Annotated in this window: 24 protein-coding genes; 13 read left to right on the top strand and 11 right to left on the bottom strand. The window is 60.5% G+C overall.

Annotation, left to right across the window (positions count from 1 at the left end; genetic code table 11):
- The first annotated feature begins 62 nt into the window (after window positions 1-62).
- The 4 genes from QP803_RS16040 (at window position 63) to QP803_RS16025 (ending at window position 3,510) form a co-directional block, all read left to right on the top strand.
- Complete coding sequence (locus QP803_RS16040) at window positions 63-1,064, top strand: alpha/beta fold hydrolase (RefSeq protein ID WP_284944473.1); 1,002 nt, start codon at window positions 63-65, stop codon at window positions 1,062-1,064.
- A gap of 26 nt (window positions 1,065-1,090) precedes the next feature.
- Entirely contained in the window at window positions 1,091-2,062 is a 972-nt protein-coding gene (locus QP803_RS16035; RefSeq protein ID WP_284944472.1) for an MBL fold metallo-hydrolase, read from the top strand.
- Between the two features lie 99 nt (window positions 2,063-2,161).
- Entirely contained in the window at window positions 2,162-2,659 is a 498-nt protein-coding gene (locus QP803_RS16030) for a cytochrome P460 family protein (RefSeq protein WP_284944471.1), read from the top strand.
- A 98-nt stretch (window positions 2,660-2,757) separates the two neighbouring features.
- Window positions 2,758-3,510, top strand: coding sequence for an SDR family NAD(P)-dependent oxidoreductase (locus QP803_RS16025; RefSeq protein WP_284944470.1), 753 nt, complete (start codon window positions 2,758-2,760; stop codon window positions 3,508-3,510).
- Window positions 3,511-3,526: 16 nt separating this feature from the next.
- On the opposite strand, the gene QP803_RS16020 is transcribed toward QP803_RS16025, so the two are convergent.
- A protein-coding gene (locus tag QP803_RS16020) for an IS5 family transposase (RefSeq protein ID WP_284944469.1) occupies window positions 3,527-4,281 on the bottom strand; the annotation gives its coding sequence in 2 pieces (ribosomal slippage) (window positions 3,527-3,948 and window positions 3,948-4,281; 756 coding nt in all).
- A gap of 94 nt (window positions 4,282-4,375) precedes the next feature.
- Here QP803_RS16020 and QP803_RS16015 point away from each other — a divergent pair.
- Entirely contained in the window at window positions 4,376-5,401 is a 1,026-nt protein-coding gene (locus QP803_RS16015; RefSeq protein WP_284944468.1) for an alpha/beta fold hydrolase, read from the top strand.
- Window positions 5,402-5,507: 106 nt separating this feature from the next.
- Here QP803_RS16015 and QP803_RS16010 read toward each other — a convergent pair whose 3' ends face one another.
- Window positions 5,508-6,149: an SDR family oxidoreductase gene (locus QP803_RS16010; RefSeq protein WP_434082926.1), complete on the bottom strand. Its 642-nt coding sequence runs from the start codon at window positions 6,147-6,149 to the stop codon at window positions 5,508-5,510.
- A 48-nt stretch (window positions 6,150-6,197) separates the two neighbouring features.
- Between QP803_RS16010 and QP803_RS16005 the strand changes: the two genes are divergently transcribed.
- Window positions 6,198-6,935 carry a class I SAM-dependent methyltransferase gene (locus QP803_RS16005; protein WP_284944466.1) on the top strand — a complete coding sequence of 246 codons (738 nt, stop codon included), beginning with the start codon at window positions 6,198-6,200 and terminating at the stop codon, window positions 6,933-6,935.
- A 117-nt stretch (window positions 6,936-7,052) separates the two neighbouring features.
- Here the strand turns inward: QP803_RS16005 and QP803_RS16000 are convergent, their stop codons facing one another.
- Window positions 7,053-7,604 carry a GNAT family N-acetyltransferase gene (locus tag QP803_RS16000; protein ID WP_284944465.1) on the bottom strand — a complete coding sequence of 184 codons (552 nt, stop codon included), beginning with the start codon at window positions 7,602-7,604 and terminating at the stop codon, window positions 7,053-7,055.
- A 155-nt stretch (window positions 7,605-7,759) separates the two neighbouring features.
- On the opposite strand from QP803_RS16000, the gene QP803_RS15995 reads away from it, so the two are divergent.
- Window positions 7,760-8,440 carry a sulfite exporter TauE/SafE family protein gene (locus QP803_RS15995; RefSeq protein WP_284944464.1) on the top strand — a complete coding sequence of 227 codons (681 nt, stop codon included), beginning with the start codon at window positions 7,760-7,762 and terminating at the stop codon, window positions 8,438-8,440.
- A 59-nt stretch (window positions 8,441-8,499) separates the two neighbouring features.
- Window positions 8,500-9,647, top strand: a protein-coding gene (locus QP803_RS15990) for an IS3 family transposase (RefSeq protein WP_284944463.1) whose coding sequence is annotated in 2 segments (ribosomal slippage) — window positions 8,500-8,758 and window positions 8,758-9,647 — 1,149 coding nt in all. Because the reading frame shifts where the segments join, the coding sequence is not laid out codon by codon here.
- A gap of 274 nt (window positions 9,648-9,921) precedes the next feature.
- Here QP803_RS15990 and QP803_RS15985 read toward each other — a convergent pair.
- Window positions 9,922-10,317 carry a helix-turn-helix domain-containing protein gene (locus QP803_RS15985; protein ID WP_284944462.1) on the bottom strand — a complete coding sequence of 132 codons (396 nt, stop codon included), beginning with the start codon at window positions 10,315-10,317 and terminating at the stop codon, window positions 9,922-9,924.
- 73 nt (window positions 10,318-10,390) lie between these two features.
- On the opposite strand from QP803_RS15985, the gene QP803_RS15980 reads away from it, so the two are divergent.
- From QP803_RS15980 to QP803_RS15970, 3 genes are all read left to right on the top strand, one after another.
- Window positions 10,391-11,374, top strand: coding sequence for an aldo/keto reductase (locus QP803_RS15980; protein ID WP_284944461.1), 984 nt, complete (start codon window positions 10,391-10,393; stop codon window positions 11,372-11,374).
- Window positions 11,375-11,549: 175 nt separating this feature from the next.
- Complete coding sequence (locus tag QP803_RS15975) at window positions 11,550-12,116, top strand: helix-turn-helix domain-containing protein (protein WP_284944460.1); 567 nt, start codon at window positions 11,550-11,552, stop codon at window positions 12,114-12,116.
- Between the two features lie 62 nt (window positions 12,117-12,178).
- Window positions 12,179-12,793: an HD domain-containing protein gene (locus QP803_RS15970; protein WP_284944459.1), complete on the top strand. Its 615-nt coding sequence runs from the start codon at window positions 12,179-12,181 to the stop codon at window positions 12,791-12,793.
- 799 nt (window positions 12,794-13,592) lie between these two features.
- On the opposite strand, the gene QP803_RS15965 is transcribed toward QP803_RS15970, so the two are convergent.
- Complete coding sequence (locus QP803_RS15965; RefSeq protein WP_284944458.1) at window positions 13,593-14,375, bottom strand: hypothetical protein; 783 nt, start codon at window positions 14,373-14,375, stop codon at window positions 13,593-13,595.
- Between the two features lie 935 nt (window positions 14,376-15,310).
- On the opposite strand from QP803_RS15965, the gene QP803_RS15960 reads away from it, so the two are divergent.
- Window positions 15,311-15,502, top strand: a complete 192-nt coding sequence (locus QP803_RS15960; RefSeq protein ID WP_284944457.1) for a hypothetical protein — start codon at window positions 15,311-15,313, stop codon at window positions 15,500-15,502.
- Window positions 15,503-16,492: 990 nt separating this feature from the next.
- On the top strand, window positions 16,493-16,942 hold the full coding sequence (locus QP803_RS15955) for a hypothetical protein (protein WP_284944456.1): 450 nt from the start codon (window positions 16,493-16,495) through the stop codon (window positions 16,940-16,942).
- Window positions 16,943-17,300: 358 nt separating this feature from the next.
- Here QP803_RS15955 and QP803_RS15950 read toward each other — a convergent pair whose 3' ends face one another.
- The 6 genes from QP803_RS15950 to rpsT form a co-directional block, all read right to left on the bottom strand.
- A complete protein-coding gene (locus QP803_RS15950) occupies window positions 17,301-18,263 on the bottom strand; it encodes a hypothetical protein (protein ID WP_284944455.1) in 963 nt (320 codons plus the stop codon).
- Between the two features lie 43 nt (window positions 18,264-18,306).
- Window positions 18,307-20,772 carry a DNA topoisomerase (ATP-hydrolyzing) subunit B gene (gene gyrB, locus QP803_RS15945; protein ID WP_284944454.1) on the bottom strand — a complete coding sequence of 822 codons (2,466 nt, stop codon included), beginning with the start codon at window positions 20,770-20,772 and terminating at the stop codon, window positions 18,307-18,309.
- A 39-nt stretch (window positions 20,773-20,811) separates the two neighbouring features.
- On the bottom strand, window positions 20,812-22,020 hold the full coding sequence (recF, locus tag QP803_RS15940; RefSeq protein ID WP_284944453.1) for a DNA replication/repair protein RecF: 1,209 nt from the start codon (window positions 22,018-22,020) through the stop codon (window positions 20,812-20,814).
- On the bottom strand, window positions 22,013-23,140 hold the full coding sequence (gene dnaN / locus QP803_RS15935) for a DNA polymerase III subunit beta (protein ID WP_284944452.1): 1,128 nt from the start codon (window positions 23,138-23,140) through the stop codon (window positions 22,013-22,015). The genes recF and dnaN overlap by 8 nt, the downstream gene beginning before the upstream one ends.
- A 79-nt stretch (window positions 23,141-23,219) precedes the next feature.
- Window positions 23,220-24,677 (bottom strand): chromosomal replication initiator protein DnaA, encoded by a 1,458-nt coding sequence (gene dnaA / locus QP803_RS15930; protein ID WP_284944451.1) that lies wholly within the window; start codon window positions 24,675-24,677, stop codon window positions 23,220-23,222.
- Window positions 24,678-25,078: 401 nt separating this feature from the next.
- On the bottom strand, window positions 25,079-25,345 hold the full coding sequence (gene rpsT / locus QP803_RS15925) for a 30S ribosomal protein S20 (protein WP_284944450.1): 267 nt from the start codon (window positions 25,343-25,345) through the stop codon (window positions 25,079-25,081).
- Window positions 25,346-25,446: the final 101 nt, after the last annotated feature.

Genomic DNA, 25,446 nt, shown 5'->3' with positions numbered 1-25,446 from the left:
TTTGGTCGCCAGATAGTGATCGGCAGTCGCTTTTTCCTTGCAGGCTGAAGAGGAGGTTTCATATGACGGACCCCGAACATCCGAGTTCTGATGACGCCGCAACACGCCGCAAGGTGATGTTGGGTGGTCTTGTCGCGGCCTCAATATTGACGCCGTTTGCGACCGCCGGATCCGAAGCCTTAGCGCAGGGCGTGAGCCTGTCTGCGCGGCGTTCGGGACCAGGCGTTCAGAGAACGGATTTTGTCACAATGAAAGATGGAACCGAGATTTACTACAAGGATTGGGGTAAGGGTCCTCCCATCATCTTCAGTCACGGCTGGCCGCTCAGTGCCGATGTTTGGGACGATCAGATGATGTTCATGGCATCCCATGGATTCCGCTGTGTCGCCTTCGATCGGCGCGGTCATGGGCGGTCGAGCCAGCCGTGGGATGGAAACAATTATGATACATTTGCAGACGATCTTGCGGGAATCATCACCTCCCTCAATTTGAGGTCCGTTGCTTTGGTCGGACATTCAGCTGGCGCGGGAGATATCGCCCGCTACATCGGGCGGCATGGACCAGCCAATGTTTCCAGGACGATGCTCGTCTCTGCAATCCCGCCGTCGATGCTCAAGACGGCTTCAAATCCTCATGGCGTTCCGATTGAGGTATTCGATGCCGTCCGCGCCGGCGTTGCCAATGACCGCGCCCAGTTTTACCGCGACCTTGGCGACGGGCCGTTTTTCGGCGCCAACCGCCCAGGATCGAAAGTCTCTCAGGGCATTAAAGATGCCTTCTGGCTTTGGTCCATGCAGGTCGGGCTGCGTGCGTCCTATGAGGGCGTCACAGCCTTCTCCGAGACAGATTTCACACATGATCTCACGCGGTTCGATATGCCAACGTCGATTATCCATGGCGGAGACGACCAGAACGTACCCATTGCGTCAACCGCGCTGCGGTCATCGAAGTTGATCAAGAACGCAACGCTCACGGTCTATGAAGGCGCCCCGCACGGACTAACTGTCACGCATAAGGACAGGTTCAACGCCGACCTCCTGTCGTTCATGAAGAAGAATGCCTGAAACACCTAAGCGGGAGCGATGATTCGATGGAAGCCTCACGAAACTTGTTCCTCTCTCGGCGCCGCATGTGTCTTTGCTGTATTGGCGGTGCGGCAGGGGCGCTCGCAGGAGGGTGGCTGACGCCACGAGAAGTGTTCGCGGAAGCGCGTGGCCTTGTCAGCCTGATTAAAGATAGTGCGGCGGTATCGCCGATCATCACGCATAAGCTTCGCAACAATATAAGCGTATTGGAAGGGTCGGGCGGGACTGTCGCCGTCCTCTCCGGCCCTGACGGCAAGGTTCTTATCGATGCCGGTATTGCCGTCTCGCAACCTCAAATCATGAAGGCCCTCAATGATCTCGGTGGCGAACCGATCACTCACCTGATCAACACGCACTGGCACTTCGACCATACCAGCGGCAATACCTGGCTCAATGCGGCCGGTGCCAAGATTATCGCACAGGAGAACACGCGTAAGTATTTGTCTCAAGTGCAGCGTGTGGACGACTGGGACTATAATTTCCTCGCACTGCCGAGTGGTGGCATTCCCACCGAGGTCTTTGCCGAGACGCATAGCCTGCAACTGAACGGAGCGACGATCGCACTCAAGCATTACGGTCGGGCGCACACGGATAGCGACATCTCCGTGACCTTTATGGAAGCGAACGTGGTCCATCTGGCCGACACATTCTGGAATGGCATTTATCCGTTCATCGACTATTCGACAGGCGGCAGCATCGATGGGATGATTGCAGCATCAGATGCCAATCTCGCCGCGACGACCGGCGATACCATCATCATCGCGGGTCATGGCAAGGCTATCGGAACCAAAGCCGAACTCAAGGACTTCCGCGACATGCTCGTCGTCATCCGGGAGAAGGTCGCCGCTCTCAAACGAGCGGGGCATTCGCGCGATGAAGCCGTAGCGGCTAAACCGACAGCAGCCTTCGACGCAAAGTTCGGCACCTTTGTGATTGATCCAGGCTTCTTCACCAGATTGGTTTACGAGGGCGTCTGATCTGGAACGCGATGCCGACGTGAGCGCTAGTCCCGTCGCTATCTGTCTTTGGAACCGCCCATTGCAAAAGAGTTTGGAGGTTTTGTGTCGAATTTTCGGATGCGTCTCCTTTCCCTACTAGGCGTCGCCGCAACATGCGCCGCTGCGGCAACACCGCTCGCACTCAGAGCCGCCGACGACGACAGCTCTCCGATCTTCGGCGTCAGAATTCCCAGCGGATATCGACAATGGGAGCTGATCGCACCGTCCCACGAAACCGGGAAGTTCAACGAACTACGCGCAATTCTTGGGAATCCCATCGCGATCAAAGCCTATCAGGACGCAACACTGCCATTTCCGGATGGCACAATCCTGGCCAAGCTGGCTTGGAAGCGAGAGCCTTCGACCGAGTTTCCCGGAGCCTTCGTGCCTGGCGCACCAACGACAGTTCAGATCATGGTGAAGGACTCGAGAAAGTATGCGTCGACGGGTGGCTGGGGCTTCGGCCGCTTCATTGACGGCAAAGCGGTCGATCGCGCGCAGCACGAAACATGCTTCGCCTGCCACCAAGCCCATGTCGTCAATCATGACTATGTCTTCACGCGATTCGCGCCATAACGGATGGGGACTCATCCGAGCGGCTGAGGAACGATATCTGCCGGAGCTGAAGCATCTGCTGATCAGGGGTCCCATCCACGTCCAAGAAAGGAACAACGATGACGAATAGGTTCGCAAACAAGGTGGTGGTTGTGACTGGCGGCACAAGCGGCATTGGCCTCGCCACGGCGACCGCCTTCGCCCGAGAGGGAGCCTCGGTGTTCATCACCGGCCGCCGCAAGGAAGCGCTCGATGCCGCCGCGCGTGCGATCGGCGCGAACGTAACCGCCGTCCAGGCGGACATGGCGCGCCTGGACGATATTGACCGCCTCTACGAAACGGTCCGGAAGCAGCACGCCCACATCGACGTGGTCTTCGCCAATGCCGGTGGTGGGGAGTTCGCGCCCCTTGGCGCCATCACCGAAGAGCACTTCGACGGCACCTTCGACACCAACGTCAAGGGCGTCCTGTTCACCGTTCAGAAGGCGCTTCCCATGCTCAAGGACGGCGGCGCGATCGTCCTCAACGCATCCACCACGAGCATCTCGGGAACGCCGGCGTTCAGCGTCTATTCTGCGACCAAGGCGGCGGTGCGCAGTTTCGCCCGCACCTGGATTCTCGATCTCAAGGACCGCCGCATCCGGGTCAATGCTATCAGCCCAGGTGTCACGGAGACGGCGGGTCTGGACGGCCTCTTCGGCGGCAGTGACCAGGCCGCCGCAGCCAAGGCCTTCCTCATCGGTCAAATCCCGGCCGGCCGCATCGGCCAGCCGGAGGAGATCGCCAAGGCTGTGCTGTTCCTCGCGTCGGACGAGGCGAGCTTCATTAACGGAGTCGAGCTCTTCGTCGATGGTGGACAGGTCCAGATCTAGGCTCAGGACTCATTGATCAGAGGCAGAAGATAACGGCGGCGGCGATGCAGATCGCCGACATGAAGGTGTGGGCGCAGCGATCGTAGCGAGTGTGGATGCGCCGCCAATCCTTGAGCCTGCCGAACATGTTCTCGATACGATGACGCTGACGATAGAGGGTTCGGTCGTGCGGGATCGGGATTTTGCGGTTGGCTTTGGACGGGATGCACGGCGTGATCCCGCGTGTTGTCAGGGCTTGGCGGAACCAGTCGGCATCGTAACCTCTATCGGCCAATAAGGCTTTGGCCTTGGGGAGCGCGTCAATCATGAGCGCCGCGCCCTTATAGTCGCTCATTTGGCCTTCGCTGAGCAGCATGACCAGCTGCCGTCCTTGGCCGTCGCAGACAGCGTGGAGTTTCGAGTTCAGGCCGCCTTTGGTGCGCCCGATACGTCGGGGAACAGGCCCTTTTTTAAAAGGCTGGCAGCCGTCCGATGCGCCTTCAGATGGGTGGCATCGATCATCAGCCGATCAGGCTTGCCGCCCTTGGCCGCCAGCGCCGCGAAGATGCGGTTGAAGACGCCGAGGCGGCTCCAGCGGATGAACCGGTTATAGATTGTCTTGTGAGGGCCATAGTCCTTCTGAGCGTCGCGCCAGCGTAGGCCATTGCGAATCACGAACATTATGCCGCTGATCACGCGTCGGTCATCGACCCGCGGCACGCCATGCGATTGCGGAAAATGTGGCTCTATCCGACGCATCTGCGCCCCGGACAACCAGATCAGATCACTCATGGTGGCACCTCCCGATGCCACCATTGAATCAACATATCGCTCGCTCAGCAATTTAATAGGTCCTGATCCTAGGCGGAACGAAGCGGAGGAACAGATGCCACAAGCGCTTCCAGGGACCTTTGACTTTAGACGACGCCGAATTCTTGGCGCCGCTGCTGTGGCCTTCGCAGGCGCTGAGCTCGGCATTGCTCAACAGTCCAGGGCAGACGGGGTGCCGGAGGTCGACTTCCACGTGTTGAAGCAGGTGAATACCGGAGTGCTCAATACCGGATATGTCGATGCAGGCCTTGCCACAGATCCGGTCGTCATCCTGCTGCATGGCTGGCCCTACGACATCCATAGCTTTGTCGAGGTCGTTCCGCTTCTTGTAGCAGCAGGCTATCGCGTCATTGTGCCCTTTTTGCGCGGATATGGGACGACACGATTCCTGTCGGATACGACGGTGCGCAATGGGCAGCAATCGGTCCTGGCGAACGACATTGTCGTCCTCATGGATGTGTTGGGAATCCGAACGGCGGTGCTGGCCGGCTTCGATTGGGGCGCGCGGACAGCCAATGTCATCGCGGCGCTCTGGCCGGAGCGTTGCCGCGCGCTCGTCTCGGTCAGCGGATATCTGATCGGCAATCAGCGGGCCGGTGAAGTGCCCCTGCGGCCCCTCGCCGAGCGGGCGTGGTGGTATGAGTTCTATTTTGCCACCAGCCGCGGTCGGGCCGGTTATGAGGCCTACCGACAGGAGTTTGCCAGACTAATCTGGCAGACCGCGTCGCCGCAGTGGGCGTTCGATGATGCGACGTTCGAGCGCAGCTCCCCGGCCCTCGAGAACCCTGACCATGTGAGCATTGTCATTCACAACTACCGTTGGCGGTTAGGGCTGGCTGACGGCGAGCGAGAGTACGATGCCCTCGAGATGCGATTGGCGCAGGCCCCGGTCATCACCGTGCCGACGATCACGCTGGAAGGTGACGCGAACGGCGCGCCCCATCCGGAGCCCACAGTCTACGCGCATAAATTTACCGGCAAATACGAGCATCGGCTCATCACGGGCGGCATCGGCCACAACCTACCCCAGGAGGCGCCCCGCGACTTTGCTCGGGCGGTGATCGACGCTGCTGCGGCCTGAATTATCATGTGGGGAAGCGGACACGCATGCTGAGGTATGCCGACCAATTCGTTCGTTTCGACTTTCGACGCGAATATGGATAGGGAGCGAGAACGAGCACTCCCCCTCAGGCGCTAAAGCCGCCATCAATCGTATGCATGGCGCCCGTAACGATAGCGGCTTCGGGCCCGGCGAGATAGGTCACCATACCAGCGACCTCGTCACTGGTGCCATGGCGCGCAATGGCCATGAAGCCGTGCATGAGCCCGCTCATTGGGCCGGTGCCGGGGTTCATATCGGTGTCGGTGGGGCCGGGCTGGACGATGTTGACGGTGATGCCCCGGGCACCGAGGTCGCGGGCGAGCCAACGGGCCATGCCCTGAAGCGCTGACTTGGTCATGGCATAGGCGGCGCCCCCGGCAAACGGCATCCGGTCACCATTCGTCGAGCCAATCACGATGATACGTCCGCCATCGGGCATTTTCCGGGCCGCTTCGACAGAGGCATGATAAGGCGCACATACGTTCAGGTCGATCATCCGATCGACAGCGTCTGGGTCAAGCGCAAGTGGATCGCCGATAATCAGGGTACCGGCGTTCACCACAAGAATGTCGATCGGCCCGAGCGCTTTGACGAGGGCAATGACGGTGTCGCGGTTTGCCGCATCGGATTGGATCGCATCCGCGCCCGTGCCGCTCGCCAACGCTCGCCCGTCCGTAGAGGCCCTGCTGCACATACGAAACTGCCAGTATAGTTTCGGACCTTCCAGTCGCCCCGCAGGTCTGCGAGACTCACTGTCTACATTCCGGGGTTCTTCATGACCGCTCAATCGCCGTCCTCTTCTGCCGCCAAATTTGACCCGACGCGAGCGGGCGAATACCTGACGCAAAGCCGAGTGGCCTTGGCAGGCTACGACGCCTGCCATGACCTTTCCGCCTGCATGCTCGCCACCGCCATCGGTTCTGGGACATCTGCCCGTGTCCTCGTCATTGGTGCTGGTGGGGGCGCGCAGGAGATTCTTGCCGCGGCTCCCTTGGAGCCAGGCTGGCGGTTCACGGCGGTTGATCCATCGCAGCCGATGATGGATATCGCCGTCGCGGCGCTCCGGCAGCGGGACCTCCTACAACGGACGGAGATCCATCTCGGCTATGTCGATGATCTGCCTGGGGACGCCCAGTTCGACGCCGCAACCCTGATAGGGGTGCTCCACCACCTGCCCGGCGACAGCGCCAAGCTCGACATGCTCCGCTCCATTGCGGCCCGTCTGAAGCCTGGGGCCCCGCTCATCCTGGCAGGAAACCGCTATGCCTATGCCGAGCATCCTGTCCTGTTGGCGGCCTGGGGAGAGCGCTGGCGGATGCAGGGTGCCACATCCGACGAGGTCCAGGCTAAGCTGGGGAAGATCCTCCAGGGCGCGGATCCGCCGAAGTCTGAATCCGCCGTCGCCGGGATGCTGGCCCAAACGGGGTTCGGCGAGCCCGTTTGGTTCTTCTCCAGCCTTTTCTGGGGCGCATGTATGGCACAGCGTACCGATGGCAACGTCGCAACCGGATGAGTAGGGATTCCCCCGAGCCGCTAAGCCAAGGTCTGTCTCTCGCACTCCCTGATCAGCAACCGCAGACGCTCTATTCGGAACCGAATCGCGCCATCAGACGAGGTCTCGTGACCGATCTTAGCGCATCGCCGCGAGGCGCTTAACCTCGTAGAATGTGCAGAGTTCATCCTGCTGCCGTGCGGGAGCATAGACCATACCGTCGCCGACCCGCTGCATGCCGCATGACTGCATAACGGAGAACGACCCCGCGTTGCCCGGTTGTGCGGCGGATTCAATAACATCGAGGTTCAGCAACGCGAATCCGGCAGCCAGTGCCACAGGAGCAGCCTCCTTCATATAGCCTTTTCCGTGATATCTCTCGCCGAGCCAGTATCCCAGTGAACCTCGGCGGTTGTCTAAGTCGTCGCGACTGAGCACCACCCATCCGATCAATTCTTTGTCGATCTTCGTGATAATCGCGAGCGGAAGCGCATCACCCTGAAACGCTTGTACACGCGCGCTTTCAATGCGGGCCACGGCCATGTCCCGAGTGAATGGCATAGGCCAGCGAGCGACCCAACGACTCACCTCTGGCGTCATCAATGCGGATGTTCCGGCGGCATCCTCCAAGGCTACACAACGGAGGGTAAGTCGGGCCGTTTCGAATGGAGAAAATGGATCGGCGATCATGCCGAACGATATCGAATCTCATGGACGACTGCCAAGGAGGCAGGTCACAACGCTCGACGACGGTCGCTGTGCGGGACGTTTGCCGATTGTAGACGCTGCCGTTGCTCCATCATACGATGCACCCAAGAATTCAGGGGCTGACGATTTTGCCACACATGGACGTCTTCGTGCCGCTGTTCCTGATTGCCGCCCTTGCCGGAGCAGTGCGAGGCTTCACCGGCTTTGGCACGGCGCTGGTCTTCGTGCCAATCGCTAGCGGCATCGTTCCACCGTGGCAGGCCGTCATCATTCTCTACATCATCGATAGCGTGACCACGCTGCCTCTCGTTCCAGCGGCTGTCCGGAAATGCACATGGCGCGAGGTCGCTCCCCTGTGCGTTGGAGCCACGATCACCGTCCCGATCGGGGCCTACTTCCTGCTCACCGTCGATCCGACGGCCCTTCGCTGGGCTCTCGGCGCCCTCGCGCTGGGCTCCGTGGGCATCCTGGCCTCCGGCTGGCGGTATCGGTCGCTGCCGGGCTCATTGGTGTCGGCCGCGGTCGGGGCGTCCTCCGGATTTTTGGGAGGCCTTTGCAGCTTCTGGGGACCGCCGATCGCGATCTTCTGGCTGGGTGGACAGAGCCGGGCGGAGACTGTGCGCGCCAATATCATCGTTTTCCTGGCCGCCATGTCCTGTGTGGCGGGCATTACCTTCGCGGTGCACGGGCTTTTCGAAATCCATGTCGTCGTTTTATCACTGTTGCTGATGCCAATTTACGGCTGCACCGTCTGGGTTGGAACGAAGCTCTTTCCCTATGCTTCGGAAGCCGTCTTCCGCCGCGTTGCCTACGTGTGAGCTGCTGCCGGTTTGGTGGACACCGAGATTAAGGTGTTTCGCGAGATTGGAGGATGCAAATGACGCGACGACAGTTCAGCCGGGAGTTCAAGCTGGAGGCGGTCCGGCTAGTTAATGAACGTGGGATTTCATTGGTGCAGGCCAGCCGGGACCTGGATGTGGGCGAAAGCATTCTGCGACGATGGATCAAGGAGGTTACCTCGGATCCTGGGCAGGCATTTCCGGGCCAGGGCCAGCTCAAGCCGGATCAGCAGGAGATAGATCGTCTGCGGCGTGAGGTCGCAAAGCTCAAGGCGGAGCGCGATATCCTAAAAAAAGCCGCGGCCTACTTCGCGAGGGAGTCGATATGAAATTCGGCTTCGTGGCGAAGCATCGAGGGATTTGGCCGGTGCGGTGGCTTTGCGAGGCGCTCGGTGTCTCACGCAGTGGATTCCACGCCTGGCTCACCCGATCGCCCAGCGCTCGGGCACGCAGCGACGAAATTCTCGGCGCGCACGTCAAGGCCAGCTTCGTCGGCAGCGACCGGACCTATGGCGCCCGGCGCGTCTGGCATGACGTCCTGGCCGAGGGTGACGTGTGTGGCTTGCACCGCATTGAGCGGCTCATGCGCGAGCAAGCCTTACGGGCCCGACCGCGCCGCAGAGGCCTGCCATCCGACAAGGGCGAGCGGAACGAGGCGGCTGCCAACGTGCTGGACCGCCAATTCGTAGCTACAGCACCGAACCAGAAGTGGATCGCCGACTTCACCTATCTTTGGACGGCAGAAGGTTGGCTCTACGTGGCTGCCGTCATTGACCTTTTCTCGCGTCGTGTCGTGGGCTGGTCGATGAGCGTCACGATGACAGCTCAGTTGGTGGCCGACGCGTTAATGATGGCGATCTGGCGCCGCGGCAAACCAGATGCGTTGATGCATCATTCGGACCAGGGAAGCCAATACAGCAGTGAACAGTTCCAGAAGCTCTTGGCAGATCATAACGTTAGTTGCAGCATGAGTCGGTCAGGGAATGTCTGGGACAATGCGGCAATGGAGAGCTTCTTCTCCTCGCTGAAAACTGAGCGAACAGCCCGCAAGGTATATCGCACGAGGGACCAGGCTCGAGCCGACGTATTCGACTACATCGAACGGTTCTATAATTTACGCCGACGCCACTCGACCATCGGCTATCTCAGCCCTATGGAATTCGAGCGGAACAAAGCGTCAGGCTAAGGTGCGTGTCCACCAAACCGGCAGCAGCTCAGTGATCATCACGGGTGCGGCGATTGACAGTGTCCCGGCCTTCGACCGGCATCCGCATTAGGTCGGGGCCGGTCCAGAGGGCCTGTTGTGGGCCCTGGGAGGCAGGCAGCTATCGACCCCACTGAGACGCTCAGCGTTCTATCGCTCGCTCCCGATAGCAGATGTCCCGCAATCGCCCTTCTCGGAGTCTTGCGTCCAATAATCTCACTCGAACTGTTAGACGGAACTCCAAATGGATTTACGCTCAGCAGGTGTAATCCCGCCACTCCGGCGTATCTCCACTCTTGCCGTTCTCGATCCACGCAAGCTTGCCGTGAAGGAACGCCAATGCAGAGTTGAGGTCGGCACGCCGCTCCTCAAGTCTAGATATCTGCAAGCGCAGAACATCAGATGTCCGCTGCGATGAGTTTGCGCCGCTTCTATACTCTTCGTTGAGCGTAGCAATTTCCCGCAAGGAGTATCCCAACGATTGCTGAAGGCGGATCATCCGGGCCGTGGTGATGTCTTGCGAGCGAAATATCTGGTAGGGATTTGAGCCGCCCCGGCTGCTGCGCTCAGGCTTCAGGAGCCCTTTGCCGATATAAAAGCGGATGGTGTCGGGCGAGAGCCCCGTAACCTTCGAGAACTGCGAAATGAGCATAGAATTAGGACCTTGACCATGGAGCATGGTCCACACTTATACACCTCGCTTGTCGGTCATTGGAGGCCTTAAGATGACAAGCTTTTCCGCTTTTTTGCCACGTATTCGGCTTGGTACAGACGGCCCCATGGTCGGCATCCAAGGGCTCGGCTGCATGGGTATGAGTGAATTTTATGGCGCGACCGACAAGACTGAATCTCGGGCAACGCTGGAGCGTGCGCTCGAACTTGGCGTCACGCTTTTCGACACGGCTGACATGTATGGCGTCGGTGCCAATGAGGAGTTCCTTTCGCCTTTCGTGCGCGCAAACCGCGAGAGCGTCGTTATCGCAACCAAGTTCGGCTATGCACGCTCGCTCGAGCATCCAGACGATTGGAGCCTTGACAATCGGCCTGAGTTCATCCGCGCTTCGGCGGAACGCTCCCTTCGGCGGCTCGGTGTGGATACGATTGATCTCTATTATATGCACCGGCGCGATCACGCCGCGCCGCTGGAAGATTCGGTGGGAGCAATGGCGCGGCTCGTCGAGGAAGGGAAGGTTCGCTGGCTTGGCCTGTGTGCAGTCACCGCAGATGAACTGCGTACCGCCCATGCCGTGCATCCGATCGCCGCTCTTCAATCAGAGTGGTCAATCTTCACCCGAGAGATTGAACAGGAGGTCATCCCGGCAGCAGTTGAGTTGGGCGTAACACTTGTACCCTATTCGCCGCTCGGGCGCGGTCTCTTAACGGCGCCCTCCTTCGCCGAGGCCCTGCAAGCAGGAGATGCGCGGCAGCAGTTCCCGCGTTTCTCAGTTGAGAACCTTCATGCCAATGCCCTCCTTGTCGCCAAGATCGAGACACTTGCTTCCGGTCTCGGCGCGACGTCGGCGCAACTCGCATTGGCTTGGCTCCTAACACGGGCCGTGGAACTCGGCGTCAGGGCGGTGCCAATTCCCGGCACCCGCAAGCGCTCGCGACTGGAGGAGAACCTTGCCGCGGTTTCGCTTAAGCCAGGACAGGAAACCATGCGCGCCCTCGAACCGATCGCGTCGGCTGTACAGGGTTTGGCCGTCTAATGACGACATGGGACCCAAAGAGGATTTCGACTCTCGCTCAAACGCCAAATGCTCAGGGGTTGCGGCCGCCACGTCCGGGCATCGGCTGACATCAGGCCAGTCAACATAGTCGCGGCCGTGGCCGCCATCCGATTGAGCTTTCCTCCGAAGGCGGCAAAATGCTCCATATCAGCCCATGACACCGACAGAGCCATCTTCCCTTGGCCCAGCGCTCAGGCGCATCCGCCTCGTTCGCGGATGGAAGCAATCGGCCGTCGCCGCGAAGTTGGGCGTGGACCAGTCATCCATCAGCCGCTTGGAAAGAGGTGACATCGAACCCTCGCCCGAAGTCCATGAAAGGCTCCTGGCGCTGATCTCCGCCCGGCTTGACGGTCATGGGGATGCCGGGCTCCGGCGCCTCATCGTGAATGCGGCTTTGCCGGTCCATCTCATCTGCGACGCGACGCATCGGCTCTTGGCGGCGTCCCGACCACGGGAGAGCCAGTGGCGGCGGCCCGTGAGCGACCTGATCGGCGTAACCCTGTGGCCGTTCGTCACCGCCGAGATCACCGCCGCCGAGGCGAGCCTGGAGGCGCGGGGGTGGCGAGAGGGCGCCCATCTGGCGGGGCTGCGGGTCTTCACGGAGGCCAACCAGTCCCATGAGGTGCCAATCCCCCGCTCGACCCTGCTGTGGGAGTGTATGACGCTCGCTGACGGTTCCGTGGCGCGACTGGTGTCCGACATCGAGCCGGTCCGCGCATAAGATATGCGTCGTCGCCGCAGACTGCGGAGGCTACTTCCAGGGACGATCTCGGGAGATGGCATATGCAGGTAGAGACTTGGCGCGACACTCTGGGCACAAGGCTCGACAGCCAGCTCACATTTCTCATGGAGGCGGATCGACTCAAGACCGTGCTGCGGGCCAGCCGTATTGCCGACAACTCACGCCGGGAGAACACGGCCGAGCATAGCTGGCACATCACGGTGTTTGCCATCACCCTAGCCGAATACGCGGTAGGCCCGGTGGAGATCGGGCGCGTCGTTCAGATGCTCATCCTGCACGACATCGTCGAGATAGATACCGGCGACACGCCGCTCCATGACGGTGCAGGTGCTGTAACCCAAGTCGCTCGTGAGAGTGAGGCTGCCGATCGGCTCTTCGGTCTGCTGCCTCTGGATCAGGCGCGGCGGTATCGGGCGTTGTGGGACGAGTTCGAAGCGGCCTCGACGCCGGATGCGCGCTTTGCCAAGGCAATCGACAGGCTGCAGCCGATCCTGCTCAACCACGCTGTGGGCGGTGGGACGTGGAAGACCTTCGACATCGACGAGACCATGGAGCGGGCGATGACGCGGCGCATAGAGGATGGTTCACCCGAGCTCTGGAGGGTCGCCGAGGCAGTTTTCGCTGATGCTGTCGCGAAGGGATGGCTTCGGCCTTGAACCTTATGACACGAAACGCCACTCGGCCGGTTCCGGAAGATTTTCCCTGACATGGAACGACGGAGTTCTCGCATAAACAGGGTGACCAGCCGGAGGCTGACACGTCGCACTCGCGACCTGGTGCTGCGGGATGACGACGATGATGGCATTTCGGGCGCATGAAGCCAACGTCAGAAGCCCGAGGGTCGCCAAGACAAATGGCCGGAGCATGCCAGGGGCTACCGGAGGTTCCACCAACATGTACGAGTTCGTTGCCGGAGTCGCAATTGAACTGGGCGCCAGTGAACGACATCCTCAGCACATTCAGCGACTACGTCATCCCAATCCGGCTACTGACCTGAAAGCGTGTCTCGAGCGGCCTTGGGGTTAGGTGCCCAAACGGAGGCGCCCGGATAGATGGGGTTTGTCAATGAAACAGGATTCGTCAAAACTTTCTCACTGCGGTTCACAATGGTGGCTCGTAGCATTCACTCAAGGAGGGCGGATAAAGGAGGCTTCTCGACGGCTCAAGTGGATCGTACAGCACAACGGGAGCTGTCCTGAACGAGAACATCGTGGTCGCGGCGTCGAGTGTCCCAAATTCACCGGTAGGCAAGCCCTACGCTTACCTTCGTACAAGTCACCATCACTATCACTGAACTGATAGGTCAGCCGGGTAGAGCGACTATACCGCTCATTGACCTCCTCTTCACCAATGATCCGACCGAATCCTAAAGAGAGTTGAGAAAGATGGTATCGAACTTTCGTGGATCGTGCATGACTGCTTCGAGCTATGTCCCTCGTGGCTATCTGAGCCAGCCTAGGGATACCCGGAGAGAAAACGCGTCAATGGGAACGCCGGCCATCCTTTTCCGAACGGCACCTTCAACGCATCCAATTCCTTGGCATCGATTTGCTCGGGACCGGCGAAAGTATACCAGCGCGGTCCGGACGGGTTGTCCTGGTCAGGAAAAGAAGTCCAGCGGTAGATTGTGGCACCGATCGGCAGTGATGGTGGGTGAGGAATGTAGCTTTTGACCACAGCGAAGCGACTGTCCGCGCCCACGGGGCCCACGTAGGTGAAGCCGTAACGGGAACCGCCGAACGAAATTTGGGTGCTCATCGAGTCGCCATCGGACTCGAGAAGCTCCTCATGTGTGATGACCTGATCAACCGGCTCGAACACGGAGATCGCAGAGACATGCAGCATTACTGCGGTGGGCATATTGAGAGTCTGAAACCCGACTTCGCCGAGAAACGGATAGCTCTGACGCCAAACCAGTTCGCAGGTATCGCTGAAGACGTTGAAGGACGGGTCCTGATATTCGGTGTCGCCCATGCCGTCCGTCGTGAGCTGTGTATCCGCCACAAGTTCGAACACCTTGCCTCTGGGCACCGGGAACGTCCCCACACTGGTCAGTATTCTGCCTTTCGTGGCTTGCATGCAGCGGGAGTGGGGTTGGGGAAAGTTGGAAATATCGTTCATCGCCGCATGCGCGACGGTAAGAGTGGCCATCGCGGCTGCCACACCCAATTCCAAAACCGCAAGCAAAGATACAACCCTGACGGCGTGTCGGCTGGCGCAGGTAAACTTCATCGTCATCGCCTGCTGACCGATCCGGATAAAAGGGAAGCTCTTCTAGGTTGCCTACGGACGAAGGACTGAGCCGATAGGTGGCAGAGAGAACTCTAGTGGGTTCATTACGAATTAGCTATTAGCATTTGACCTAAACATCGTAATCCGACCGCGTAACACCTTGGGTGACAGCACCCAAAAATAGCCACTGGACGAGGTGCGGCATGAAACGATTGACCCCGCTTTGTCTAATCATCGGTTGTTCTTGCTCAGCTCCGTTGCCGACCCAGCCGAAAGCTGGAATCGCTATCCATCTGACTGCGGTGCAGAGGGTAGCTACCGGGAACGAGGTCCGTCCGTGCTGGGAGGCGTCATCTCGTAGCTCACAGACCACGATCCAGATGCATGTTCGGGTCGTCGTGCAGACAGACACCGCCGGTACGGTGCGAAGCGCATTTGTCGCGCCAGCCGATCAGCGGCAGATCGAAGACGATCCGGCCTTCCGATCTTTTGCTGAGCGAGCAATCAGGGCCATCATGGATCCTCGCTGCGCTACACTTCCTCTCCCTGACAGCCTCAATGGGTCGCCGCAAACTCTCACTTTTCGATTTAGCCCATAAGGAGGAACACGCTTTGGGCCTCACTCGGCGCTTCCGCCACCACCTTTATTAAATGATGGGAAGGGACCGGTATGGCGGCCTCCGATGAAACCCCAGCCAAACCAATGGGACTTGGATGTAAACTCAAACCTGCCTATAAATGCGAAGGTGGAACGGAGACTAGCGGATGAAGCGCCTGCTTGCCTTAACGGCCATCTTCGCGCTTCCGGTAGGCCATGCTCTCGCATAAGACATCAACGCATCTACCCGCTGCGCCGATTATATCCGTATCTACAATGAGGACATGTCTCCGAATTCGGATCCTGTCGCGGACGAGCACATGTGGTTGGCTTGATGCGTGCAATGAACCTGTATGTCCTGCGTGACCCAGCGGGCGCGCCGATACCAACAGTCATTGATTTCATACTGACTGTGCTGACGCGATATTGCAGCGAACATCTAAACGACACCGTCGAAGAAGCTGGCTACTTTATTGGAGCGGAAGAGCAGGCCGCTCTTAACCAAATGAAGCAGCACTCGACTGGTCAGAATTAGGATCGACCCCGACGGCTTTCGGTAGTCTGCGGATGAAGCTGTCTCACGATGTCGCTTAGAATAGTCCGCATTCTTACTATGGGAAAATCATCTATGCTCTACTCTAGGCCGCTTGCGCTAGTCGCCATAGCTTCAACGCTCTTATGCGCACAGGCGAAGGCGGACCAAATGGACCTGTCGTCGGCTTTCAGGGCAGCATTTGGAAGCTCTCCGCCATTAGCCCGCACGGTGATGAATGTGGCTGGAAGTGGTCACGGTTACTACCAAGGGCGGCTTCTTCCGATGCACATCGTGCCAAGCGACTTGATTGCGATCGGAGGCGGTTCCTATGCGCTCGTTGCCATGGAGCAGCAGATGGACGCTGCGCATTTATACCCTGGCGCTGTGTCAGTAACCTATCTCAAACAAAGTGGTCGGGGTTGGAGCGTGGAGAGACAATGGCCAGAATTCGTCTGGACAGGTAATTTTGGTATTCCGACTGATGGGACTTGGACATTGAACAAGGGTCGACGGATACTTCTCATGGTGCCCAAGTCGTACTGCGGCGGAGGACAGTGTTGGAATAACATCGCAGTTCTGACATTCGGACCTAAGGTTCCCCACCTAGTAGGCAGTTTTACTGGAGGCGCGGCCATCCTCGCCACCGAATATCCAGGATGCCCAACATATAGCTACGTGGCCCATATAGGCCGTCCCCACAGTGCCAACGCGGTTCTGTCTGTGCGATATTCGGGTTGGACTGCGCCGTCAGGGTTCATCGAGCCGCGGCGGCCATTTTCGCAGACTGTCGATTATGTCGTCTCGGGCTCGGGCTTCGTCGCTCGCCCTCCGCTCAAGCTGCCTGGACAAGACTGCCCATCGTAATCCTGTTCGCGCGGCATCACGGTATCAAGGCAGTATATGAGACAGGTGCTGTTCCTGGTTTGCGTTCTATTCGCGCGGGCAGCCCACGCGGCATCATCAACGTGGCTGCTGGAGGAGACTCGGCACATGCATCCGATCACCGGCACCTTCACGGATAGGGACTACGGTTTCAGCGTCGAAGCTCCTGCGGCGGCATCGGAATACGTCACCGATGGAGGCGATGGAAACAACGGTGTCATTATCGTTCTTGGCGAGCATCGTACGATCGTCGTCTATCCGGTCTACACCGGCTTCGTCGAGGGCGACGATACGCCTTGCGGTTCCCAGCAACTTCCCTGGAGGAAGACGAGCACAAGTCTCACTGGTATAGGTCGAATTGGCGGTCAGGTCGCATGTGTTGTCACTCAAACCGAAGGCGACGTCATCCGGCGAATAATGCAGGTCGCGGGTGATGATCGCGGGACTGGCATCATGTATTCGCTGGTGGTTACGACCAATCGTCCGCACTCGCGAACCGACTTGATTGCCTTTAAGGAGGTTGCGGATACCTTCAGGCGTGTGACCATTTATCCCTAGTGGTTTCGCAGGCTGTGAGACAAAATGGGCACATCCACGATGTGGCCGTTATTCGGCAGCAACAGAGACCTGGGTAAACTGTCGCGAGGCCTTCTCGCAAAGCTCAAGAAGCTTCGGTTTGTTTGACCGCGCCTCCACACCTCGGCGCACTCCACGGACGATGAGGCCGACAATCGGTCCGAGGACGACGCCGAATCCGACGACGCCCTGTGCGTTTGACTCACGCCCATCTCCACCAACATACCTGAATTGTGCGCCTCTGGCACGAAGAGACGTCCCAGATACCGTCGTGGGTTTGCTCCGCCCGGCGGTGCATGGTGGGCGAATCAAACGACTGCAGCCCTTCAAGAGCACCAGTTTATCTGAAAGCACCCGTATAGCGCGCGCTTATTGTTAGCAGCCGCAGCAACGCCATAAGCCTCGCGGGACTGCTGCTTGCCGCCTCGATTACATTCGCGGTGACGGGAGAAACGGCCGAGATGTCGATTGTGAACGGGTGCTTCGGATGAGGGAAGTCGGCGACGAAGCCAACGAGCGCATCAGTTGTGGTGGCGGAGACGTCAGCCTGCGGCAGCAATGCGCGTATGCCCCCCACCGCCTCGCGCTTGACGGCCTCGACGGCACCACCTGGGTCGTCGTCGGGAAGGAGAGGCAACAGAGGGCTGAGTGCGAACCCGGTCAGGAACCCTCGGCTGTCCAAATCCAGATGCAGGCTCATCAGCCCGCCTTTCCCGAACAAATCCGGCGGCCTGGCGGCTGGGATTTCGCCCGCCATGAGTCGCAATTGAACGTGGCCTAGCACGTCCCCATCCAGAGTGAACTCGTCGAGGGTCGCGCGACGGGTGGTCGGGTCGTAGCTGGCATCCAGCGTCACGTCGAACGGGACTTGTTGCTGTCCGATCATCCACATCAGTTTTGGGTCGCTGATCTGAGGCGAAAACGTAATGCCGCGCGCTTCCACTCGAACCGCTACAGACCGGTCCGGCACCAAATCCGGGAAAGTATCGAAGTCGGACGTGAAGCCATGTAGCCGCAGGCTATCGACCAGGTAGGCACTCTTCCCGGTGCCAAAGCGTATGTGCCGGACTAGGCAGTCTCTACCAGTTAGTTCAGACGTTGCCGTGTTTGGCTCGATCGTGAAGGGTAGCGCCGCGAGAATGGCCCGACAGCTTTGCGGAGGCTCCTGCACCTGATCTGCGATTGGTGTCGCCACACCGCTCGCCACCTCGTCTTGGGCTTGATGCTGGGCGTAAGCGGGAGGGAGAAAGACCAAGCCGACGCCGACAACAACGATGCCGTACAGTAAGGTGAAGTTCGGCATGTCGGAATGGTTCTTTCCAAGCGGCGTCCAACACCATCAGCCTTTAAATATCCAGGTTAGCCACCTTCAGCGCATTGCTGACGATGAAGTCGCGACGCGGTTCGACCACATCGCCCATCAGCGTCGAAAAGACCTGCGCCGCTTCCTCGGCATCCCCGACTTTGACTTGCAGAAGCGTGCGCAACTCGGGGTCGAGTGTTGTCTTCCAGAGCTGGTCAGGGTTCATTTCACCCAGACCCTTAAAGCGCTGGATCGCAAGGCCACGGCGGCCATGGGCCAGAACCGCCTCGAAGGTCGCGTGCGGACCGGCCGGACGCTCCTCCCGATTGTCGAGTTTCAAGTGTGGCGCTTGGGAGAAGGCAGCCGCGATGCGGGCGTGGCGTTCCGCCAGCCAGCGTGCATCGGCACTCCGCAACGTCGCCGCGTTGAGCACGTAACGCTCACCGACGCCGCGTAGGCGACGGGCGAGGATGATACCGCCCGCCACGTCCCCGGTGCCGATCCAGCCGGCTTCACCATCCAGGAGCAGTGCATTGAGCCGATCCGCGAGGGCCACGGCGTGACTCAGCGCTGCAGTGTCATCGGCCGGAACGGCGAAGGTGCCAACGATCGCGGCCTGGTCTAGCACCGCCGTGGGCGCGGTCGTGGCGAGGCGGCGGACGCGGTTCCAGGCCTCGCGTAGGAAGCCGACTTCCTCGGTCAGACCAGGGCCAGCCAGCACGCGGCCATCCGGATAGGTCAGTCGCGCTTCGGCCAGCGCCTTGCTCAGAAGAAAATCTTCCAGCGCCTTATCGTCCTTGAGGTAGCGGTCATCATTGCCGCGCTTGGCGCGATACAGCGGCGGCTGCGCGATATAGAGATGCCCGCGCGCGATCAGCTCCGGCATCTGGCGGAAGAAGAAGGTCAGCAGCAGCGTGCGGATATGCGACCCATCGACATCCGCATCCGTCATGATGACGATGCGATGGTAGCGCAGCTTATCGACATTGAAGCCGCCGAGTTCGGGTTCGCCCGATCCGATTCCGGCGCCGAGGGCGGTGATCAGCGTGCCGATTTCGGCGCTGCCCAGCATGCGGTCGAAGCGCGCACGCTCGACATTCAGGATCTTGCCTTTCAGGGGAAGGATCGCCTGATACTTGCGGTCGCGGCCCTGCTTGGCGGAGCCACCGGCAGAGTCGCCTTCCACGATGAAGATTTCGCACTTGCTCGCGTCCCGCTCCTGGCAATCGGCGAGCTTGCCCGGCAGCGTTGACACGTCAAGCACACCCTTGCGGCGCGTGAGTTCACGCGCCTTGCGGGCGGCTTCGCGGGCACTTGCCGCGTCCATGACCTTCTGGATGATCGAGCGTGCTTCTTTGGGATGCGTTTCCAGCCAATGGCCGATCGCGTCCGATACCACGGCCTGAACCGCCGGCGTCACTTCCGAGCTGACGAGCTTTTCCTTGGTCTGGGACGAGAACTTCGGGTCCGGCACTTTCACGGACAGCACGGCCGTCAATCCCTCACGCATGTCATCGCCGGTCAGCGCCAGGCTGTCCTTCTTGCCCATGCCTTCGGAATATTTCGTCACCACGCGCGTCAGCGCCTGGCGGAAACCGGAAAGATGCGTGCCGCCATCCCGCTGCGGGATGTTGTTGGTGAAGCATAGCATCGTTTCGTGATAGGAGTCGTTCCACTGCAGCGCGAATTCCACGCGAATGCCGCTCGCCTTGTCTTCGACATTGGCAGAAAGGCCGGGCGTGAACAGCGGGGCGCGCGCACGGTCCAGCCATTCCACAAACGCCGTCAGGCCGCCCTCGTAGAACAGCCGCGTTTCGACCGCCGGGGCGTGCCGCTCATCGCGGAAGGTGACGTCGAGGCCGGAATTCAGGAAGGCGAGTTCACGCAGCCGCCGCTCGATGATGGCGTAATCGAAATCGATATGGGTGAAGGTATTGGCGCTCGGCTTGAAGATGATTTCGGTGCCGTGCTCACGCTCGCTGGGTCCAACTTCAACCAAGGGCGCATCGGGTTCGCCGTGCTGGAAGCGCATGAAATGTTCGCGGTTATTGCGCCAGATGCGCACTTCCATCCATTCCGACAACGCATTGACGACGGCGGCACCCACGCCATGCAGGCCGCCCGAAACCTTGTAGGAATTCTGGTTGAACTTGCCGCCTGCATGCAGGCGCGTCAGCACCAGTTCGGCAGCGGAAATGCCCTCTTCCAAGTGAATGTCGACCGGAATCCCGCGCCCGTCATCCCGCACGGTGACCGAGCCGTCTCCGTTCAGTGAAACCTCGACCTTCGTCGCATAGCCCGCCTGGGCTTCATCCACCGCATTGTCGATGACCTCGAAGGCCATGTGGTGCAGGCCAGACCCGTCATCCGTGTCGCCGATATACATTCCGGGCCGTTTACGAACGGCATCAAGACCCTTGAGAACCGAGATCGAGGCGGCGTCATAAGCTTGCGGTTCGGCAGGCGTTTGGGCGGAAGACTCAGGCACAGGCGTAGCGGGATCGGACATGCCGAAAATCACTCCAGAATGCGGGGATTGCACTCCACCTTATAGCGATTCTTTGGCTTGCGGCCTAGCGAAACCAGGGTTTTCCACCAGCCCACCGGCCATGCAGAGGCAGAATTCCGCATGGCCTTGAAGTGCGGCGAAGGGTGCGGCGTCCGTTCCCGTCAAAAACGCTTGCGCAGGCAGCCTGCCGAGCGCCTCCAGCAAGGCTGCGCGATGCGTGTCGTCCAGATGCACCAAAGGCTCGTCCAGCAGCAGCCAGGGCGCGAAACCGCGCGCTTCGGCAATGACCAGCGCATGACCCAGCACCACGCCCAGAAGCAGCGCCTTTTGCTGGCCGGTGGAGGCGAGGGCGGCCGGGCGGCCGGATTGGAGATCGGACAGGCCGAGATCGGTGCGATGCGCCCCGAGGGAGGCGGAGCCGCTGGCGGCGTCTGCCGTGCGGGAGGCTGCCAGTGCCGCGCGCAGCCAATCCTCCACCGCTAAGGCCGGCGCTTCCGCTAGGCGGTCGGCGATCGGGCAGAGCAGCGCCAGCCGGGCGGCGGGAAAGGGCGCTACGGCGCCGCGCGCGAGTGTGGCGTTGAGTTGGTTCACCAGCGCACGCCGGCCCGCCGTGCTCGCCACCGCATGGCGCGCCATGCCATCCTCCAGTCCTGCAAGCCAGGCGGGATCGGCACGGCCTTCCGCGAGCAGGCGGTTGCGTCGCGTCATGGCCGCATCGTGCGCCGCGACATCGCGCGCATGGGCGGGATCCAGCGCCCAGACGAGGCGGTCAAGGAACCGGCGGCGGCCACCGGGTCCTTCGCCGAACAGCCGATCCATCTGCGGTGTGATCCAGGAGATGGCGATATGGGAGGCGAGTTCCGTTTGGCTGACAGTTGCGCCATCAAGCCGAATGATCCTGCGCTCACCACCATCGGGCGCGCTGCCAGTGCCGATGATGAGGGGTTCCACGGCATCTGGCGCCCGCACGCGCGCCGCCACCGCCCAGCTCGTCGCATCATCGGCGCGCAGGCGCGCGAAATCCGCCACGCGGGCCTGGCGCAGACCACGGCCGGGTCCGAGCAGGGAAATCGCTTCCAGCAGATTGGTCTTGCCGCTGCCATTCGGCCCGGAAATCACGGCGATGCGGGCCGCCGGGCTCCAGCTCAATCGCCCGTAGTTGCGAAAATCCGTGAGATCGAGGCGGTTGAGACGAAAGATTGCCGCTTCCGTCTCCGGCAGTTCCGCGATAGCCGACGGATCAGACACGCATCGGCATCAGCACATAGAGCGCGGAGGGGTCCGCCGCATCCCGCACCACGGTCGGTGCCGATCCATCGGCGAACAGGAATTCCACCTCACCGGTGATCTGATCGGTGATGTCGTTGAGATAGCGGGCCTGGAAACCGATTTCGAGCGGCGTGGAGCTATAGGTCACGCGACCGCCATCCAGCTCCTCCGTGGCCGAACCTTGGTCGGGGCTCGCCGCCGACAAGGTCAGCAGATCGCGGTCAAGCGCGAGCTTTACGGGCCGCGACCGCTCGGTCGAAATCGCCGAGACGCGCGCGACGGCTTCGGCAAAGTCCTTTTTGCCGACACGCAGAATCTTGTCATTGTCGCGCGGAATGACGCGCTCGTATTCGGGGAAGGTGCCGTCGATCAGCTTGCTGGTGAGGCGCACGGTGCCAAAGGTGAATTGAATGCGCGTGTCAGACAACGCGATTTCGATATCGTCGCTCGCATCTTCCAGCAGCTTGCGTGCCTCGGCCACCGTCTTGCGGGGAATGATGACGCCGGGAATGGCCGCCGCGCCGTCGGGCAGGGGTTCCTCGACACGGGCGAGGCGATGGCCGTCCGTCGCGACGGCGCGCAGAACCTGATGACCGTCGCTGCTGGTGAGGGCATGCAGATAGATGCCGTTGAGATAGTAGCGCGTCTCTTCCGTGCTGATCGCGAATCGCGTGCGGTCGATCATGCCGCGCAGCAATTGCGCCGAGAGGTGGAAGCTATGGGGCAGGGTGCCCGCCGTCATCGATGGGAAGTCATCCACGGGCAGGACCATCAGGCTGGTCGTGTAGCGGCCGGCCCGCAGCGCCAGCGGCGCGTCTCCGCCGGGATGATCGAACTCCACATCCGCGCCTTCGGGCAGCTTGCGCACGATCTCATACAGCGTGGCGGCGGGGGCGGTGGCGCTGCCGTCGCGCTGGGTCGTGGCCGCCACCTGCTCGACGATGGCGATTTCCATGTCCGTCGCGGTCAGGGTGAGGGCACCCTCCTTCACGGACATGAGCAGGTTCGCGAGGATCGGAATCGTATTCCGCTTCTCGACCACGCTTTGCACATGGGCGAGGGCCTTCAGCAGGACGGCGCGTTCGGCCTTGAATTTCATGGTCTGTCCTCGGAGGGCCTGAAGTCTGAATCGGACAGACAGCTTAGCAGCAAGCGCCCCGGCGGCAAACGCGGCGCGTTTAAGACTCGAGCATACGCCGGAGCAGCTCCACATCCTCGGAGAAGGAGGCATCGCCCTCCATCAGGCTGCTGACGCGGGAAACGGCGTGCATGACGGTCGTATGGTCCCGGTTGCCGAACTTGCGGCCGATCTCTGGCAGGCTGCGGCTGGTGAGCTGCTTGGCCAGGAACATCGCCACCTGGCGCGGGCGAGCGACGTTGCGGGCACGACGCGCCGAGGACATGTCGGTCAGGCGGATGTTGTAATGTTCGGCGACTTTGCGCTGGATCTCCTCGATCGTGACGCGACGATCATGGGCGCGCAGGATGTCGTGCAGCACTTCCTGTGTGGTTTCCAGCGTGATCGGGCGTCCGAACAGCGCCGAATGCGCGACAAGGCGGTTCAAGGCGCCCTCCAGCTCCCGAATGTTGCTGGTGATCTTGTGGGCAAGGAATTCCAGCACGCGCGGCGGCACGGACACGCTGGCCTTGGCGGCTTTCGCTTCCAGGATGGAGATACGAAGTTCGAAGGTGGTGGCGTGAAGATCCGCGACCATGCCGCAACCCAAGCGGGTTCGCAGACGATCCTCGAGGCCAGACAGATCGGACGGTGATTTATCCGCCGACACCACGATCTGCTTGCCGGCATCGACCAAGGCATTGAAGGTATGGAAGAACTCTTCCTGCGTATTGTCCTTGCCGATGAGGAATTGCAGGTCGTCGATCATCAAGACATCGACGCTGCGCAGATGGTCCTTGAACTCGATCGTCGACTGGTTCCGGATCGCGGCGATAAACTTGTACATAAACTTTTCGGCCGACATATAGGCGACCGTGACGGGCGCCGCGCCGGTGCGCCGCCAATCCTGCAACTTCCAGGCAATGGCATGCATCAGATGCGTTTTGCCGAGGCCGACGCCGCCATAGAGGAACAGCGGGTTGAAACCGGGTGAGGCCGGCTTGTCGGCCACGCGGCTGGCGCAGGCGAAGGCGAACTCGTTCGGCTTGCCGACGACGAATGTTTCGAAGGTGAAGCGCAGGTCTAAGCCGATGCCGTCGCCGCGACCGTCGCTGCGTTCCTCAGTGAGGGCTGTCGGCGCCACGGCGGCCGCCTGGCTGGCCGCCGCCACGCTATCGGGCGCGCTATTGACGGAGGTGGCGAGGCCTTCGGCCGCCCGGCCGACCCGGATATCGACGCGGCGAACGCGATTGTTCTCGGCCTGCCACAAGGCGCTGATGCGGTCGCCATAATGGCTGCGGACCCAATCGCGGAGGAAGCGTGTGGGCAGAAGCACCGTGACCTCGTCGCCTTCGACGGAGCCGAGGCTCATCTGCCGAAGCCAGGTACGGTATTCGACCTCGCCGACTTCGCCCTGAAGGCGGGACCGAACGCGGGCCCATTCGGTCGGCAGATCGCTGGTGCCGTGCTGGTAATCGGTCACGCTGGCATCGGACACATATCCCACTTCTTGCTCCATGCCGTGCCCAACCCCGATCTACCGAAAAATCTCCCCATGGGGAGAGCAATCACAAGTCCGCAGTCCCAGTAACGGGAATTTCGATGTGTGAGTGCCCCGATGAAGAACCGGGACCCCTAGGGTATGTCAGTGTCGGGGTCTGACGCAACCACAATCAAATAGAGCCGAAGTCAAATAACTTCGGCTCTAGGGCAATTCAAAAAATCGAAGTATTTGATGGCGTTATAACAAATGTCAAAGAGATAGCGGCGTATTGGTGACCGCGCGCTCATCTCTGGGCATTGACTTTTTTTACAGGCTGCAGGCCGATTTAGCGTCCAGCCAAACAAAGTCAGAAGCAAAAAGAAGCATTGCCACTACGACAATTACTTCCTCTTGCCTTGTATATCGCAGCAAAGACCTTAAGCAGCGAGCGACTTGATACGGCCCGACATCCGCGAAATCTTGCGGGAAATTGTGTTCTGGTGGATGACGCCCTTGTTCGCAGCGCGCTGCATCAGCGGCTGCGCGGCCTTTATGGCGGCCTGGGCGGCAACCTTATCGCCGGTCGCGATAGCCGTCTCGACGGACTTGATTGCGTGGCGCAACCGGGTGCGGCGGGCGACATTGCGCTCGGTCCGCTTGGCGGTCTGACGGATACGCTTACGTGCGGAGGCTGTGTTTGCCATGGTCGATCGTCATCCAAATCAAGAATACGCAGCCAGGCAAGGGTGCCCGCCGCGAGAGGGGTTTTCCTAGTTACAGGAGGCGGGTGAGTCAAGAAGATTGG

The sequence above is a fragment of the Acidisoma sp. PAMC 29798 genome (genome assembly GCF_030252425.1).
Classification (GTDB): Bacteria; Pseudomonadota; Alphaproteobacteria; order Acetobacterales; family Acetobacteraceae; genus Acidisoma; species Acidisoma cladoniae.
The sequence above is the reverse complement of the archived record's forward strand: the minus strand, read 5'-3'. Positions and strand labels throughout refer to the sequence as shown.